This window comes from Pseudoalteromonas sp. 10-33 (assembly GCF_001469195.1).
In the GTDB taxonomy this organism is placed as follows: domain Bacteria; phylum Pseudomonadota; class Gammaproteobacteria; order Enterobacterales; family Alteromonadaceae; genus Pseudoalteromonas.
Genome location: NZ_LOFI01000028.1, coordinates 20469 through 38173, shown reverse-complemented (window position 1 = coordinate 38173; position 17705 = coordinate 20469). Strand labels below are relative to the sequence as shown.

Annotated in this window: 12 protein-coding genes; 6 read left to right on the top strand and 6 right to left on the bottom strand. The window is 37.7% G+C overall.

From position 1 onward, the window contains the following. Positions 1–365: 365 nt before the first annotated feature. Positions 366–2978, top strand: coding sequence for a glycoside hydrolase family 3 C-terminal domain-containing protein (locus ATS76_RS17580; protein ID WP_058553129.1), 2613 nt, complete (start codon positions 366–368; stop codon positions 2976–2978). A 26-nt stretch (positions 2979–3004) separates the two neighbouring features. Beyond that, positions 3005–4447 (top strand): sugar porter family MFS transporter, encoded by a 1443-nt coding sequence (locus ATS76_RS17575; protein ID WP_058553128.1) that lies wholly within the window; start codon positions 3005–3007, stop codon positions 4445–4447. Between the two features lie 165 nt (positions 4448–4612). Here ATS76_RS17575 and ATS76_RS17570 read toward each other — a convergent pair whose 3' ends face one another. Continuing rightward, a complete protein-coding gene (locus ATS76_RS17570) occupies positions 4613–5659 on the bottom strand; it encodes a LacI family DNA-binding transcriptional regulator (protein ID WP_058553127.1) in 1047 nt (348 codons plus the stop codon). A gap of 455 nt (positions 5660–6114) precedes the next feature. Between ATS76_RS17570 and xylB the strand changes: the two genes are divergently transcribed. Continuing rightward, positions 6115–7572, top strand: a complete 1458-nt coding sequence (xylB, locus tag ATS76_RS17565) for a xylulokinase (RefSeq protein WP_058553126.1) — start codon at positions 6115–6117, stop codon at positions 7570–7572. Positions 7573–7602: 30 nt separating this feature from the next. Continuing rightward, a complete protein-coding gene (gene xylA / locus ATS76_RS17560; protein ID WP_058553125.1) occupies positions 7603–8922 on the top strand; it encodes a xylose isomerase in 1320 nt (439 codons plus the stop codon). Positions 8923–9347: 425 nt separating this feature from the next. Here xylA and ATS76_RS17555 read toward each other — a convergent pair whose 3' ends face one another. After that, the gene (locus ATS76_RS17555; protein WP_058553124.1) at positions 9348–10160 is read right to left on the bottom strand and encodes a ThuA domain-containing protein; all 813 of its coding nucleotides are present in this window, start codon (positions 10158–10160) and stop codon (positions 9348–9350) included. A 153-nt stretch (positions 10161–10313) separates the two neighbouring features. Next, positions 10314–12329: a response regulator gene (locus tag ATS76_RS17550; RefSeq protein ID WP_235590949.1), complete on the bottom strand. Its 2016-nt coding sequence runs from the start codon at positions 12327–12329 to the stop codon at positions 10314–10316. 176 nt (positions 12330–12505) lie between these two features. On the opposite strand from ATS76_RS17550, the gene ATS76_RS17545 reads away from it, so the two are divergent. Next, a complete protein-coding gene (locus ATS76_RS17545) occupies positions 12506–13378 on the top strand; it encodes a gluconeogenesis factor YvcK family protein (RefSeq protein WP_058553122.1) in 873 nt (290 codons plus the stop codon). Here ATS76_RS17545 and ATS76_RS17540 read toward each other — a convergent pair. Next, complete coding sequence (locus ATS76_RS17540) at positions 13375–13707, bottom strand: Hpt domain-containing protein (RefSeq protein ID WP_058553121.1); 333 nt, start codon at positions 13705–13707, stop codon at positions 13375–13377. The genes ATS76_RS17545 and ATS76_RS17540 overlap by 4 nt on opposite strands. A gap of 21 nt (positions 13708–13728) precedes the next feature. On the opposite strand from ATS76_RS17540, the gene ATS76_RS17535 reads away from it, so the two are divergent. Continuing rightward, positions 13729–14742: a glycosyltransferase family 4 protein gene (locus tag ATS76_RS17535; protein WP_058553120.1), complete on the top strand. Its 1014-nt coding sequence runs from the start codon at positions 13729–13731 to the stop codon at positions 14740–14742. A gap of 2 nt (positions 14743–14744) precedes the next feature. Here the strand turns inward: ATS76_RS17535 and ATS76_RS17530 are convergent, their stop codons facing one another. Then, entirely contained in the window at positions 14745–16148 is a 1404-nt protein-coding gene (locus tag ATS76_RS17530) for a sigma-54-dependent transcriptional regulator (RefSeq protein WP_058553119.1), read from the bottom strand. A gap of 89 nt (positions 16149–16237) precedes the next feature. Further along, on the bottom strand, positions 16238–17698 hold the full coding sequence (locus ATS76_RS17525; protein WP_058553118.1) for a SpoIIE family protein phosphatase: 1461 nt from the start codon (positions 17696–17698) through the stop codon (positions 16238–16240). Positions 17699–17705 lie beyond the last annotated feature (7 nt).

The window sequence follows — 17705 nt, the reverse complement described above, 5'->3', positions numbered from 1 at the left end:
AATTTCAACCTTTTTTGTGTGTGGTTGTCGTTCATGAGTACAATCAGATAAACAGTGGGAAAAATCGCCTAACTAACTACAAATACATCTATTTGAACGCCAAAATTAATTATTTCTTTACATGACGCTCATGTCTAAAAGCTAACTTTTGAATATATAACCATATAAATCAATAGATTAAAAAACAAACCAAAAGCAAACAACATATTAACAAAATTAACTGTTTTTATCTTTAATGAATGTATAAATAGATGTCGATACAGGTATCTGTACGTTCAAATTCATATTTAACTCTCACTTAGACGACGTTAATAATTTCCTTTGTTAATTTATTTTTATCACACACCAATAAAGAGTTGATAACAATGATTAACATAAATATAAAAAGCCTTTTTGTGCTTACTACACTTGCTTCATTAGTAGGTTGCGCTAGTGATGAACAATCGACACAAACAACCCCGCTCTATTTAAACGAATCAGTTTCCATTGATAAACGTGTAGATGATCTAGTAACACGTCTTACCTTAGAAGAAAAAGTTGCGCAGCTATTTGATAAGTCTCCAGCAATTGAGCGTTTAAACATACCAGAATACAATTGGTGGAACGAAGCACTCCACGGTGTTGCACGAGCGGGGAAAGCAACTGTTTTTCCGCAAGCAATTGGCCTAGCGGCTACATTTGATGAAAACTTAATGCTGAGAGTCGGCACCGCAATTTCTGATGAGGGCAGAGCTAAACATCATGCTTTTTTAGAAGAAAATAACCGTTCTATGTACACAGGGCTAACATATTGGTCGCCAAATATTAATATTTTTAGAGACCCTCGCTGGGGGCGCGGTCAAGAAACCTACGGTGAGGATCCATACTTAACAACGCGTATTGCCGTTAATTTTATAAATGGCTTACAGGGTGATAACGCTCAATACTTAAAATCAGTTGCAACACTTAAACATTATGCAGTACATAGCGGTCCTGAAGTCTCAAGACACAGCGATGATTACACGGCTTCAAGTAAAGATTTAGCTGAAACCTACCTTCCTGCATTCAAAGATGTAATAGCACAAACAAACGTTGCATCTGTAATGTGTGCTTATAATAGCGTAAATGGTACGCCAGCATGTGGAAACAATGAGCTAATTCAAAATAAACTAAGAGATGAATTTAATTTTGATGGCTATATTGTATCGGACTGTGGTGCTATTGCAGACTTTTACGATGTAAAGTCACATAACATCGTAAATACTGAGGCCAAAGCAGCGGCGATGGCGCTTAAAACAGGTACTGACTTAAATTGCGGTGACCACCATGGCAATACATACAGTTATTTAACTCAGGCAGTACAAGAAGGATTAGTAGCAGAAGAAGACGTTGATAAAGCCTTAAAACGTTTAATGTATGCACGCTTTAAACTTGGCATGTTTAATAAACCCGAAAATGTGCCTTATTCGAACACTTCTATTGACATAGTAGGCTCTAAAAAACACTTAGCTCTAACACAAGAGGCAGCTAAAAAATCATTAGTACTTTTAAAAAATGAGCAACTGTTACCATTAAAGGGAAATGAAAAAATAGCCCTAATAGGTCCCAATGCTGATAACCAAGCTATTTTATTAGGCAACTATAATGGTATGCCAATAGTTCCAATAACACCAAAACTAGCACTTGAACAACGTTTGGGTAAAAATAAAATTACATACTCACCTGGTTCAAGTATTACCGGTGAAGTTTATACCCATTACACACCTATTTCAGCCGAGCACTTTTTCCATTTGGACCATGATAATAAATTACAACCTGGGTTAATTGCTCAATACTATCCTTCAAGTAATTTTGACCGCCAACCCGTTAAGCGTCAAATAGAAAAAAACCTAGATTTTAGCTGGGAGCGTTCCCCTATTGATGACTCTGTAGAACAGGAATTTGCAGTAAAATGGACCGGCATAATTAAACCGCAAGAAACCGCTGAGTATTCTTTTAAATCAAACAATGTGGACTTTACACTTAATGGTCAACGCGTTGATGGCACTATAACACTTGATAAAAATAAAACTTATGGGCTAAACGCTGAGGCTAAATTTAACCATTTTTGGCACAGCAATGTGATCAATCCAACAGCAAGTTTAAAGTGGTTAAAAAACCCTCAACACTTAATGAAAGAAGCGTTAGATAACGCAAACAAAGCTGATGTCATTGTATTTGTAGGCGGTATTAGTGCCAATCTTGAAGGTGAAGAAATGCCACTGCAAATAGAAGGGTTTTCTCATGGCGATCGAACCAATATTAATTTACCTAAAAGTCAGCTTAATTTACTTAAAAAGCTTAAACAAACAGGTAAACCTATCGTACTGGTAAATATGAGCGGTAGTGCAATGGCATTAAATTGGGAGAACGAAAACATAGAAGCCATAATACAGGGTTTTTACCCTGGTGAAGCAGCAGGAAGCGCACTAGCAAGTTTACTTTACGGCGACTTTAGCCCATCAGGTAAATTACCCATTACCTTTTACAAATCAGTATCTGACTTACCTGATTTTAAAAATTACTCAATGGAAAATCGTACCTATAAGTATTATGAAGGTGAAGTATTGTACCCATTTGGTTACGGTTTAAGTTATGCAGACTTTAAATACAAAAACACACGTTATTCAATAAACGTAAACTCTGGCGATTTAAACCTAACAACAACAATCGCTAACCAAAGCAGTTTTACAGCTGACGAGGTTGTCCAAGTTTATATTTCTATGCCCGAGGCGCCTGTAAAAACACCTAATAAACAATTAGTGGGTTTTAGGCATATCACCCTTAAAAACGAAGCAGAAAAAGATATTAAATTTATAATTCCTAAAAATAAACTTACTTATATCAATGATCAAGGAGATGCTGTTGCTTATAAAGGCCGTTTAATAGTCACTGTTGGAGCTGGACAAGGTATCAAAATACCTAAAGATAAATTTACCGTATCGAACATTGTTTTATAAAAATAATAAAATCTAGGAATTATATAATGGAAAATACAGCAACCGATCCCACGCACAGTGGTGCATCACTTCAGCTAGAGAATAACGAAAGCGAGAACTTACTACGTATATTTTTTATTGCATGCGTAGCTGCAATTGGTGGGTTTTTATTTGGTTTTGATAGCGGTGTAATTAATGGCACCGTTGATGGACTTAAAGGTGCCTTTAACTCTGATAGCGTAGTAACGGGCTTTAATGTGGCAAGTATGCTGCTAGGTTGCGCTATTGGTGCATTAATAGCCGGTAAAAGTGCCGATTTATTTGGTCGCAAAAAGGTATTACTTGCGACCGCTGTTCTTTTTATTATAAGTGCTTGGGGCTCTGGTATTGCAAATTCGTCGGGAGAGTTTATCGTTTATCGCTTAATTGGCGGCTTAGCGGTCGGAGCTGCATCTATACTTACGCCAGCTTATATAAGTGAAATTGCGCCGGCGCGTTTACGTGGCATGCTTACCTCTATTCAGCAAATTGCTATTATTTTAGGATTATTTTGCTCTTTTTTAAGTAACTATTCTTTAGTACAAATATCTGGGCACTCAACCGAAGTACTTTGGTCTGGCTTTGATACGTGGCGATGGATGTTTTGGATAGAATTGATCCCCGCAATTTTCTTTCTACTTACTTTGTTGTTCATTCCAGAAAGCCCGCGCTATTTAGCAATGAAAAATAGACAACAAGAAGGCATAAAAACGCTATCGCAATTATTTGGTACTAAAAACGCCCTATCAATGTGGGACGAAATAAAATTGTCATTGGGTAACAATGAAAAAGCAAAATTAACTAACTTACTTCAAGCTAATACATTAAAGCTCAAGCCAGTCATGTATGTTGCAATTGGACTGGCGATATTGCAGCAGTTGGTCGGTATTAACGTTGTATTTTATTATGGTGCCGTTTTATGGCAAGCCGTTGGCTTTTCAGAGTCAGATGCACTTTTAATTAATATTATTAGTGGCGTGATTAGCTTATTAGCCTGCTTTATTACCTTATCCCTTATTGATAAATTAGGCCGAAAGCCATTTTTATTAATCGGTTCAATAGGTATGACTCTCTCGCTCATTGGGTTAGTTGTCTCATTTTCTAACGGATCTTTAGATCCTCAGGGGCAGTTACAACTTGGCGACTGGGGTTTAATTGCACTTGTACAAGCCAACTTATATGTTTTCTTTTTTAATCTTTCATGGGGCCCTGTAATGTGGGTAATGCTTGGAGAGATATTTCCAAATAAGATAAGAGGATTAGGCTTGGGGGTTGCAGGGCTTGCTCAATGGTTGGCTAATTTTTTGGTCACCATGACCTTCCCAATTTTACTAACCGGCGGAGGACTGGCACTGGCGTACTCGCTCTATGCTTTTTTTGCTTTTGTATCGGTACTTTTTGTTATTTACCTAGTAAAAGAAACCAAGGGAACAAAACTGGAGAACGTGTAATTTTATCGTCCTGAATTATTTAATTTAGGACGATAACCTTCTATGCATAGTCTTTTACTTATTTAAGCACGTTACCTTAATTCAGATTTAAAAATCACATAAAAACAAAAGTATAAATACCTATTTTAAGTAAACCTCCTGCATCGTTTACATATGACTAGACAATCACTTATTTAATTTTTTATTGGTTGAGCTTGATTCTCTTTCTATTAATTCAAAATCTAAAATATGTCTTAAGTCTAAGCTTTTTAAATTACTCAAATCGTTGTATTGGCCTGATGCTAGTAAAGTAATGGCAAGTTCAGCCATTTCATTAATGGGCTGTTTCACCGTAGAAATATTTGGCCAAACTATGGTCGCAAGTTGCGTGTCATCAAAACCAACAACCGACAAATCACTCGGAATATTAATACCTTGTTTTTGAGCTATTGAGATTACAGCGGCTGCCATATCATCATTAGCTGCAAAAATAGCTGTGGGTTTATCATCAAGCGAAAGTAATTTTTTTGCCGCTTCCATACCCGATTGATAGGTAAAGCTGCCCTGCTCTATGTACTCAGGTGGCGTTATTATTTTATTAGAGCGCAAGGCATCTAAATAACCTTGGTATCGCAAACGGCTTACACCTTGTTTAGTGTCGCCAATAATATGCGCAATTTTAGTATGCCCTTGATTTATTAAATGCTCTGTAACCTCAAACGCCGCTTGATAATCGTCCATGCAAATATAAGGGGAGCGATTTAATTTTGTATCTGGCGTTATTCTCACAAATGGAACTTGTGCGTTAGTAAGTAAATCTAAAACCGGTTCATTGTCGCACATAGGGGGCAGTAGGATCATGCCATCAACCTGTGTAACGTCAATAAGTTGCTTTACCGACTCAATTGTTTTGTCAATATCGGTGTGCGCTTCGTCAACAACAAGGTGGTAACCCAGTGCACGGCATTTTTTAAGCGCAGCCAATAAAAACTGGCTTATGTAAGAATCACTAGGGTTATCGTACAACAATCCTAAAAAGAATGACTTAGTACTTGCAAGGCGCCTAGCAGACACATTTGGCCTGTAATTTAATTGCTCAACTATCAACAATACTTTTTCGCGTGTTTTGTCGCTTACTTTTTTGTCTTGGTTGAGCACGCGTGAAACGGTCATCATTGATACGCCCGCCTGTTCGGCTACATCTTGTATTCTTGCTCTTTTAAGGTCGGCCATTTCTTATTACCTACTCACAATCAATCGACTATTATAATTAACGTTTATTTTTCCATTATACATAATGACGATGCCTAATATTGTTTACATTGTGTTTTAAATGATTGCTATTAATAAAACCGCATAAAAAGAAAAATGTTAGCGCTAACAAATTGCTGAATAGAATATTTAGGGTCATTACATAAATCTGTGAGCGCACAGGCTAATATTAGATAATACACTTAATTTTGATTAAATCATTAATACTCTAAGGAACTGCCCCTAAAACATGGTTTTAGCCAATAAATTAATGCCTGTTTTATCAATATGTTTCTTGCCTCTATAAAAAACTAACAACGCATTACTAACTAAGCAATAAGCTTGAAACGAATTAAGCATAGTTAAAACTAGCTTGACTTACCAACACCCAACCATTAATGTTAGCGCTAACACTCAAGATATTAAGCATCACATTTATGTACCTTGGTATAGATTTAGGCACCTCAGGTGTAAAAGTTATAGTTTTAGACGAGCACGACACATTACTTGCTCAAGCAAGCGCTCCATTAAGCGTGTTACGCCCGGCTCCCCTTCATTCTGAACAAAACCCAACAGATTGGTGGCTTGCTACATGCTCTGCCATTGAGGAGCTAAAAAAAGCTCACCCAGCATTACTAAAGTCAGTAAAAGCGGTGGGTCTGTCTGGACAAATGCATGGCGCAACACTGCTTGATAAAAACAATAATATTATTCGCCCCGCCATTTTGTGGAATGACGGGCGCAGTGCAGCGCAATGTATAGAGCTTGAAAAACGCGAACCAAATTCTCGTCATATTACCGGCAACATAGCCATGCCCGGATTTACTGCACCTAAATTAGTGTGGGTTAAGCAGCACGAACCTGAAAACTTTGCAAAAGTAGCCAAAGTATTGTTACCAAAAGACTACTTACGTTTTTTAATGACTGGCGATTTTGCATCAGACATGTCCGACTCTGCAGGCACATTATGGCTGGACGTAGAAAAAAGAGTATGGTCACAAGGAATGTTGGCCGCCTGCGACTTGACTACTAGCCACATGCCTACTCTTTATGAAGGCACACAAATCACAGGAAAATTAACCGCTGAAGTGGCTGCTAAATGGGGAATGAATCAAGTCCCCGTTGTTGCTGGCGGTGGCGATAACGCAGCGGGCGCTGCCGGTGTAGGTGTAGTAAAACCAAAACAAGCCTTTTTATCGTTAGGCACTTCGGGCGTTTACTTTGTTGCCAACGAAAAATACCTGCCAAACCCTGAAGGTGCAGTCCATACCTTTTGTCATTGCATTGAAAACACCTGGCACCAAATGTCAGTGGTGTTAAGCGCAGCAAGCTGTTTAACCTGGGTGACTCAATTAACCGGTTTTGAAAACGAAGGTGCGCTGCTTGAACAAGTTAAGAAATGCGATTTTAGCAAACCAAGCTCAGTGATATTTTTACCTTATTTAACTGGCGAGCGTACGCCGCATAATAACCCCGATGCCAAAGGCGTATTTTTTGGTTTAGACAGCGCCACCGACGCAGCAATTCTTGGCCGTGCAGTCCTCGAAGGCGTTGCCTTTGCTTTTGCCGATGGCCAACAAGTTCTCCTTGATGCTGGCGCACAAATTGACGATGTCACCGTTATTGGTGGTGGCGCTAAAAGCCCATTGTGGGGAGAAATCCTTGCAAGTGTACTTAACCGCCCCCTTATATACCGAGAAGGCTCAGAAGTTGGCCCTGCATTTGGCGCCGCAAGGCTTGCCCGAATAGGAGTAGAAGAACTTTCTGCACAACAAGTGTGTGTTAACGGCACAGTCACACATTCCATTGAGCCAAACCCAACTATGCAAAACTTTTACGCACAGCAATACAAAGCGTACAAAGCACTTTATCAAAGCCTAAAAACATATTTTTAATACACTATTATAATTTTCATGGAGCACATAATGAGCGAGCAATTTTTTACAAACGTTGAAAAAATTAAATTTGAGGGTGAAAACTCTAAAAACCCATTTGCATTTCGTTATTACGACGAAAACCAAATCGTACTTGGTAAAACAATGAAAGAACACCTTCGTTTTGCAGCCTGCTACTGGCATAACTTTTGTTCTACAGGATTTGATATTTTTGGTGAAGGCACATTTGACCGTCCGTGGATCCAACCTGTCGGCAACCAATTAGAACTTGCAGAACAAAAAGTAAAAGTTGCCTTTGAGTTTTTTGAAAAATTAGGCGTACCCTACTTTTGTTTTCATGATGTTGATATTGCCCCTGAAGGTAAAACACTACAAGAAAGCCATGATAACGTAAAGCACATAGCAAACATTATCGAAAAAGAAATGCAGCGCACAGGTGTAAAGCTACTGTGGGGTACTGCTAACTTATTCTCAAACAAACGTTTTTGCGCCGGTGGTGCAACAAACCCTAATCCAAACACGTATGCATACGCAGCAGCACAAGTTAAACATGCAATGGAAATAACGCATCGTTTAGGCGGCGAGAACTACGTGCTTTGGGGGGGACGTGAAGGTTACGATACGCTACTAAATACAGACCTTGCGCAAGAAAGCGAACAGTATGCACGTTTTTTAAAAATGGTTGTCGAGCACAAGAAAAAAATTGGCTTTAAAGGTACGTTACTTATTGAGCCAAAACCTCAAGAGCCAACTAAGCACCAATACGATTATGATACAGCAACTGTTGCAGGCTTTTTACACAAACACGGCCTGCAAGACGAAATTAAAGTAAACATTGAAGCAAACCACGCAACACTTGCAGGTCACAGCTTTCATCACGAAATTGCGGTTGCTTGCGCAGAAGGCATTATGGGCAGTATTGATGCTAACCGTGGTGACATGCAAAACGGGTGGGATACAGACCAATTCCCTAACGATGTCGCCGAATGCACACTCGTTATGTACGAAATTTTAAAAAATGGCGGTTTTAAAACAGGTGGCTTTAACTTTGATACTAAGCTTCGTCGTCAATCGTGTGAACGCGATGACTTATTCATCGGTCACATTGGTGGTATGGATACAATGGCTAAAGCATTACTCAATGCAGCAGCCATGGTTGAAGGCGGCGAGCTGTCTGACTTTGTTGAAAAACGTTACGCTGGTTGGAAAGAAGACTTAGGCCAAAGCATTATAAATGGTGAGCAATCACTTGAAAGTTTGGCTGAGCTAGTGCACGAAAACAACATTGACCCTAAGCAAGTTTCTGGTCGCCAAGAACTGCTTGAAAATATTGTTAACCGCTACGTGTAAAGACATCGCCTCGGTTTTTAAGCCGAGGCGAACATCACTATTAACAAACCCAAATTATTCACAATAGCTTCCAAAACTAGGAATTTAGGGCGGATAAAGCCCGTAACTGGCTAATTAGTTTATTATTAATACTCAATTGAAAACCAAAAAAGCAGATAATGACGTTGAAGCCGTTTGTAATAATCTTGCTGTAAATTCAAACAATGAGCTTGAGTTAAAAAATACTAAAAATAGCCCTAAGACTTCTAAGCGCGCTTTCATACAACGGCAAAACATAAGGTGAAAACGTAAACGATCGTTTCATGATAATACGCTAGTATTTCAAAAACCGTATACACATTAAACGCCCCAAACATGCAAATCCACCACGCTGTTATGAGAATATACGAGAGACAAGGATTTTTATCCTTTAACATGCGAGTTGACTACTTCTTTTCTAATCCATTCCCCGTTGCAGCCCAGTAAATACCGCCATATATATGCTCGGTTAAAAACTCACTGTTATAAACTGCACTAGTGTGACCAAGAGCTGTATAGAATGAGCGGCCACCGTCATAGTTTTGGTACCACGAAATGGGGTGAAACGCTCCCATACCGTTGCCTTTTCTGTTATTCCCCCAGTCAACATGTGGGTTATAACTTTGCTCATCCACCGTTAATAAATAGTTTAAGTTACTAAGCTCTGGACCAAATTCATACCATTCGTCAGTCCATAGCATTTGCTGTGGCATATGATTTATACCAATAAAACGAGTATTGTCCACCTTACTTAAAATCGCAGTTTGAATTACTGGATGAATACTAAACGTGCGCCCTACTAGCTTTTGATACCAAGGCCAATCATACTCGGTATCTGATGCGCTATGCACTCCTACAAAGCCCTTTCCTGCTTTTATAAATCGCTCAAAAGCTTTTTGCTCTTCAACATTTAGAATATCTCCCGTGGTGAGTAAAAACACAACGACATCAACATCAGCTAAATACTTGTCATTAAAATAATGGCTTTCTTCGTGCCAAACTAAATTAAAAAAATGTTTGTTAGCTAAATCTTCGATTGCTTTAACAGCGTTAGTTTTAGACTTATGATGCCACCCTTCATTTTTTGTAAATAAAAGCACATTGAATTGTTTTTTAGGAAGCGTTTCAAACCCTGTCCCATAGCTTTTGGTTACAGTTAATATGAAAATACCTAATATAAAAAAACTTAAAGTCAAAACCCTATAAAAGACATAAAACATAATATTCCTTATACATTTAGTGGTAAACAGCAAGTTAAGAATCGATTAAATAGTGTGCTGCACTTTAGCTAACCATACAATTTATTTTTATCTGTAAAATTTAATTTATCCTATGCTTTATTTTTAAAGTTCCTAAATGATTGTTATGTTATTTCAATGTGGGAATAGCCCTTTCAAGGCGGCTTCGAGTTCTTGAAATTTAATCGGCTTTGTGAGTACTTTGTTCATACCCACCTTAAAGCACGATGCTTTATTGTCTTTTTCTGCATTAGCGGTTAATGCGTAAATTGGTACATCGCTGACTAATTCATCTCTTATATATTCTGCAGCAGTTAAACCATCCATTTCAGGCATCATGATATCCATTAATACTAAATCAAACTTTTTACGCGAAAATAAGTCAATAGCCTCGTGCCCATGATTAGCCAAAGTGACTTTATGATTCAGCTTTTCTAAATATGCCTTGATCAGTACTTGATTCGTTTTGTTATCCTCGGCCACCAAAATTGTTAGCGCCGATTGTTTATGTATTACATTATCAATAATATCAGTAACATGGGCCTCTTCAAATGGTATTGAAATGGTAAACGTACTGCCTAAACCCAGTTGGGTATCTACTGTTATGTCTCCTCCCATTATGCCTAATAAGTTTTTTGAAATACTTAATCCTAATCCAACCCCTTCACTTTTACGGTTTATACTGTCATTTACCTGACTAAATGGCTTAAAGATTAAATCTAAATGCTTTTTAGCTATACCAATACCCGAGTCTTTTACCTCAAAAACAAGTTGTTCATTTTGTATTACTACGTTTAAATTTATTTGACCATTTGTTGTGTACTTAAACGCGTTACTAATTACATTAAATAATACTTGGCCTAATCTGTATTCGTCACCAACAACATATTGGGGAATTTGTTTATCGATGTGGGTGGTAAAAAGAATGTCATCTGACTTTTCAACAATATTTAACTGCCCTACTATATTTTCAGTTAACAGCTTTATATCAAATGGTTTTTTTATACATGAAACCGTGCCTGACTCAATTTTTGAAAAATCGAGCACATCGGTTATTAAACCGTATAAAATCTCAGTGCTTGAGTTAGCATATTTAACAAGTTGCTGTTGCTCGGGGGTGAGCTCTGTATCAAGTAGTAACTCAATCATACCCATAACGGCATGAATAGGCGTTCTAATTTCATGAGACATCACACTCAAAAATTTTGATTTTGTTTGGCTTGCCTCTTCAGCCCTCAATGTTTGTGCCTGAAGAGCAAACTCTCGCTGTTTAGACGTCGTAATATTTTTAGCAAGCCCCATGTAACCCAAAAAGTGTCCTAACTTATTATAAAGAGGTTTACCACTTAAAATGACCCAAAAATTTTTGTCGGCTTCAACCTCAAATTCAAAATTATGAAAATCGTTACGGTCATCAATTAGCTGGTTAAATTGCTGCCATTTTTCTGTATTTTGCTTTTCATTATCTGTGATGATGTGTTCAATTTTATGACCAATAAAAAGCTGATCGTAAACATTCCCTATAGTTTCAATATTATTAATACTTTCAAATACCATTAGCGGGTTTAATCGCCAAAACCACTCTGACCCATACTCTTTAAATAGGCTAGAGAGTGTCGTAAATCTATGTGTCAGCGATAAAGCTTTGTTAGTTTGTTTGGCTAACTTAACGTGATTAATTAATGTACAAAACGCCTGCTGTAACAATATTTTAATAGTGTCTGAACTAATAAATTGCTCACATTGCTGTGCATCTACATTTGTAAAAATAAATATACCTTTATCAAAGTGTGTGTTCACACTAAATAATAAAGAGTTTTTTAGTTTTAAGGTTTGAATTGAATATGTAATCGAAAATTCGAGTTCTTCAATTTGTTGAGGGTATTGGCATATGGCATAACCTTGTTCAGCGGTTTGTGTAAACAAAGAACACTCGGACCACATTTTGTCACTAAATTGATCATTAGTCGTCGCTATCGTCTCGTAATATCTATATTTATACCTATTGATGATAATACAGTCAGTATATTTAAGCCGTGACTCAAATACCGTTCTAAGCAAATCCAACAAAGCAGCACCGTGTTCACAATTAGCTAAATCTATTAAATGTTTTTGTAAATCAGATACACACAGATGTTCTGTTTTTTTCACACTCATTTTCCTCATCAATATGCATCGCGTTTTGCAAAAAGTAATTTTAAAACTGGCCTTGCTCAATTAAATATAGATTAAAAAACAATATAAATCATCATGTTAATTGTTATAAAACTTTTGGAATAATAAATGCAAATCACATGTGAAATAAACAAAAACACAAAGGCTCAAAAATGAAAATAGTGTGTATTGGAGGCGGACACGGATTAGCACAGGTTTTAAGCGCTATTAAGCCGATGAGTAGTCACATAACCGCTATTGTCGCAACCACAGACAATGGTGGTAGCACAGGTAAAATTAGATCTTCACAAGAAACTATTGCGCTTGGAGACATACGTCGTTGCTGTCTGCAACTTGCTGGTAAAAAATCTACGTTTAACGCAATTTACGAGCACAGATTCACACAAGGACAACTTGCTGAACATTGTTTAGGTAATTTAACACTGCTTGGTTTAATGGAATTGACCGGCTCTGCAACAAAAGCGATTGCGCATTTTAATATTCTGCTCGGTAATTCAGAAACCGTTTTACCCATGACAGAAGTACCCACCGACCTTGTCGCTGAACTAAACAATAATGAAAAAGTAATTGGCGAATGTGAAATTGATTCACTAACCTCTTTGCCTAAAAGTGTATCACTATCTAAAAATGTCCCTGCAGGCCCGGGCTGTGTAAACGCCATTTTAGAAGCCGATTTAATCATTATTGGCCCAGGGAGTATTATTACGAGTATTTTACCTGCGTTTTTAGTGGATGAAATAGCGGCTGCTATTCAAAAAACATCGGCATGTCGTATTTTTATCGAAAACTCAAAAATAGAAAAAAGCGTCATGAAAAACACCTCAACACCGGGTGTTGATTGGCTTACAGAACAACTAGGTTTTAAATTATATGATTTAAGTATTCCACCCTCTGCAATTGAAGAAATATTACAGGGTAGTAAAACTATCCTAAAAAACAGAGCCCATTTACACGACATAGATGAGCTAAACAATGTGTTTTCTGGGTTGCTTAAAATGCCCATACAATTAAGTAATCATTTTTAAATGTTTTGGATAACAGCTTCTAGTTCTTTAAAGGTTTCTGTGCTTTGTTGTTCTGCTGTTGTTAATAATAAATCGAGCTGTTGTGGAGTATGTTCAAATTTTAAGAGTGACTCTATTGAGTTACAGGTATCTCCCAAGCTGATAGCACCAAAGCTATAGGCACTGCTTTTAAGGCTATGTGCGCTTATTTCTATTTCACTGACATCTTGTGTATTAACCAAGATTTCAACTGTTTTTTTTGACTCGTTAATAAACGTTTTTAGCAGCTCTACTGCTAGCTCGTTACCAACATCATTTTTAAGCTGTTCAATTGTTGAGCAATTAATCATAAATATCTTTTGGGGTTAGTTATGAAATTCAACGTTGTTTTATTTGTAGACTCTTCGATGCTTGGTGGAATAGAAACACACCTAGTTGAACTGTCAAAGCTACTCACTAACAACCACATTAGCAGCTACATTATGTTTTACCAGGATCACAAAAATCAAGCATTTTATAATTTGCTTAACCAAGAAAATATAAGGTATGAATTTTTAAAAGGAAACCTAAGTAGCCTACTTAAACAATTAAAAAGCTTCGATTCAAACACCGTTATTCATACTCATGGTTATAAGGCCGGAATATTAGGCCGTTTAGTATGTAAAATAACTAGGCATCGCTGTATTAGCACCTACCATGCTGGCGAAGCGGGTACAGGTAAACTAAAACTTTACAACACGTTAGATAAACTACTTTCCCCTTTATCAATAAACTTCGCCGTCTCTAAACAAATAAAGCATTCAATTAAAAATGCACAGTTACTCGAAAACTTTATCGCTATTAATAAATCCCAAAGTAATAGTAACAAATTTAAAACAGGCATTAACATTGGTTTTGTTGGTCGGTTATCATTTGAAAAAGGACCTGATATATTTTGTAGGTTAGCTGGAAATATGCAGCAACATTTAAACGTTAAGTTTCACATTTTTGGTGATGGCCCCTTAAAAGGCGAACTACCAAACTTACATAACCTTGAATACCACGGATTAGTTGAGCGTAATACCATATGGAAAAAAATTGATGTATTACTTATTTGCTCAAGAGAAGAAGGGCTACCAATGGCACTACTAGAAGCCATATCAGAAAAAAAGTTTATAATTAGCAGCGCAGTAGGTGCTATCCCCAGCATTATAAAACACGGAATTACAGGGTTTTTAATACAAGAAACAAATGCACAACACTTTGAGCAACAGGTAGAAAAACTGCTCGCACAATCCGAAGATCACACCAATACTATTATCAATAACGCGTACAGCACGCTGGAGAAACGTTTTTCAGGTAAACAGCAATTTAAACTACTCAAGCAAGCGTATACTGGGACATAAGTTTATTCGAGTTCATCCCAGCTTTTAATTTTTCTGTACAATGTTGAAGGGCTCACATCGAGCAGTGATGCCGCTTTAGGCACATTAGATACACATATTTTTATAACGTGCTCAATATATTCTTTTTCTGCAAGCCATAGCGGCTTAACTTCGCTTTGAGATGTTGCCATATCAAACGCTGCTGTTTCAGTATTTACCGATTGCGCGTTGGTGATTGGCGTTTGTTGCGTCTGACTTTTTGAGCTAACCGGTAATGCGGGTATCATATCAGTATTAATATATTGCTCAGGGTGGAGTACCAATACATTACGGATCACATTTTCGAGCTGCCTTACATTACCTGGCCAACTGTACTGCATAAGCAGCTGCTTTACCCCCTCTGAAATACTCTTATAAGGATGATTTTCTTCCAATGCGAGTTTTACAAACAAGGCTTCGGCAATCTCGATAATATCGGCTCCGCGTTCTCTAAGTGGTGGCAGCTCTATAGGAATAACATGAAGTCGGTAGTATAAATCTTCTCTAAAACGGCCGTTTTCTACTTCAATAAGCGGATCTTTATTAGTTGCACAAACAAATCTAACGTCAACTTTGACTTCTTTTTCACTGCCAACTTGCTGGTAGCTCCCTGTTTGTATAAATCGAAGAAGTTTACTTTGCAGATTAATATCCATCTCACACAGTTCATCTAAAAACAGCGTTCCCCCATTGGCCTGCCCTGCAGCACCCATTCTATTGGCTATTGCGCCAGTAAACGCTCCCTTTAGATGCCCAAAAATTTCACTTTCAATTAAATCCTTTGGTATTGCGGCACAGTTTAAGGCGACAAAGGGTTGATTAGCTCGATTAGACGCTTGGTGAACAGCCCGTGCACACAACTCTTTACCCGTACCACTTTCACCTGTTATGAAAACAGTGGCCTTGCTGGCAGACGCCGAGCTTATAATTTGATAAACAGACTGCATTTGCTTTGAGCTGCCAATCAAATCAAAGTATTTCCCGTTTTCGTATTTGTTTTTATATTGTGTAACGGTTTGCTTTAAGTTTTTAATTTTTAGTGCGTTGTTAACCGTTATTCTAAAGCGGTCTGCTTCTATTGGTTTTTCTAAAAAGTCGCTCGCGCCTAGTTTTATTGCCTGAATGGCCATTTCTTTTGTTGCATGCCCAGTTAATACAACAACTTGAGGCGAATTATCGGGTTCTAACGTCGCTAAAATATCAAGCCCATTCATATCTGGCAGCATAACATCCAGCACTATAAGGTCTGGGTGCACTTTATTTATTATGTCTATGGCCGTTTTGCCGTCACTTGCCACAAGGGTGTTAACACCGGTTGGTAGTAAATAAGATTGGTACATCATTGCTAAAGACTGCGTATCTTCAACGATTAAAACTGTGGGTGGCATAAAGACGTCTCAGTTGGCAAGTAGCCGTTAATTCAATCAGATAGAATGTATGCCTATAATATAGCTATAAAGTGTCACGTAATGCAAATTCAGTTAATTATAATTAATGAGGCGTCATCAATTTCTTTAGAAAGGGTAACTTGTGAGTTTTTCCATAAACAATGTGCAAATTCCTCAGACGTTTGACAACCTTGAGGAATAATTTTAGTGAGTTCACCTATCTCATCTTTATCGGTGAAGCGGTTTTCAGTCCAGCCATCGGTGTAAAACAAAATATGTTCAACATCGTCAAGCCCTGCTTCGTATATTGCGTAATTATGCTCCTTTGAAAGCCCCAACAATGGACCAGTCCCTGTCAATTGGCGTACTTTGCCATTATTGAGTATTACAACTGGCGGAGGATGGCCGGCATTTAACCAAAATAATTTATTGTGTTGTATAAAACAAATAACAAGCGTGACTAAGCTAGACTTACAAAGCTGTTGCTTGTAAAGCGCATTATTAAGCGCCGCTAACATATTTTGATAAGGTAAGCCTGTGGCCAAAAAACCACTTATAAAACCTTTAATTGCAAAGCTTTCTTTAAGCGCTTGTAAACCATGTCCCATCATATCGCCAAGTACAAATGCACTGCACTCATCGTTAATGGGCATAAAAAAGTCCCCCCCATTCCCCAAGCTAATAGAGCCAAAAAGATGCGCACTTTTATTATTTTGTAAATGAATTTTAGAAGGCGTAGATTCGAATGTTGTTTGATAGGATAAGTAGGCAAAACGGTGTGTTACTCGTTCAATACTCTGTAGCAGTTTATTTTTTTTAACGGGTTTAATTAAATAGTCGTCTACACCTAACCGATTAATTTTACTTATCACTTCTTCGCTATCGTCACCTGTTAGCATAACAACCGATAACTGCGACTTTAAATTAGATTGGTTGAGTTTTTCTAAAAGTGGCTCGCATGTACCGTTTTTTAGCTTATGGTCAAGCAGCAATATTCGTGCATCGGCGGTTAAAATTGCTTGCCAACCGGCCTCAATACTTTCACAAGGCACTACTTGAAAGTGATCTTTTAAATAGGCACTCATTAAAGCGAGTTGAGTAATATCATCGTCAACGTATATAACCGTGGGTCGTTTATCTAAGTGCTCCAGTGGGAAAGTAAAATAGTTTTTACCATCTTCTGAAACATACTGTGCGGTCTTAAAATAGTGGCGAATAAGCTCAACCCCCATACCCCCTTCAACCAAAGTCCCTGAACCGAGTTTCCATTGAGAGTTATTTTTTTCAAATAAATTGTAAGGCGTAAGCTCATCTATAAATGTGAGGGTATAACCATCGTTATCAGCTTGGCTGATCCGTAAAAATATATGCTGTTCTGATCCTTCGTTGTGCCTTATCAAATTAGTTAAATATTCGGTTGCCACTAAACCAGCGGCATCTACTTCATCTTTTTTTACATTAAGTGCTCTTAAAACATGTTTAAGTACCAATCGAATTTCGCTGAGCGTTGGCCAAAGTAATTCAAAACGTCTTTCAAATAAAATATCCATATTGCCC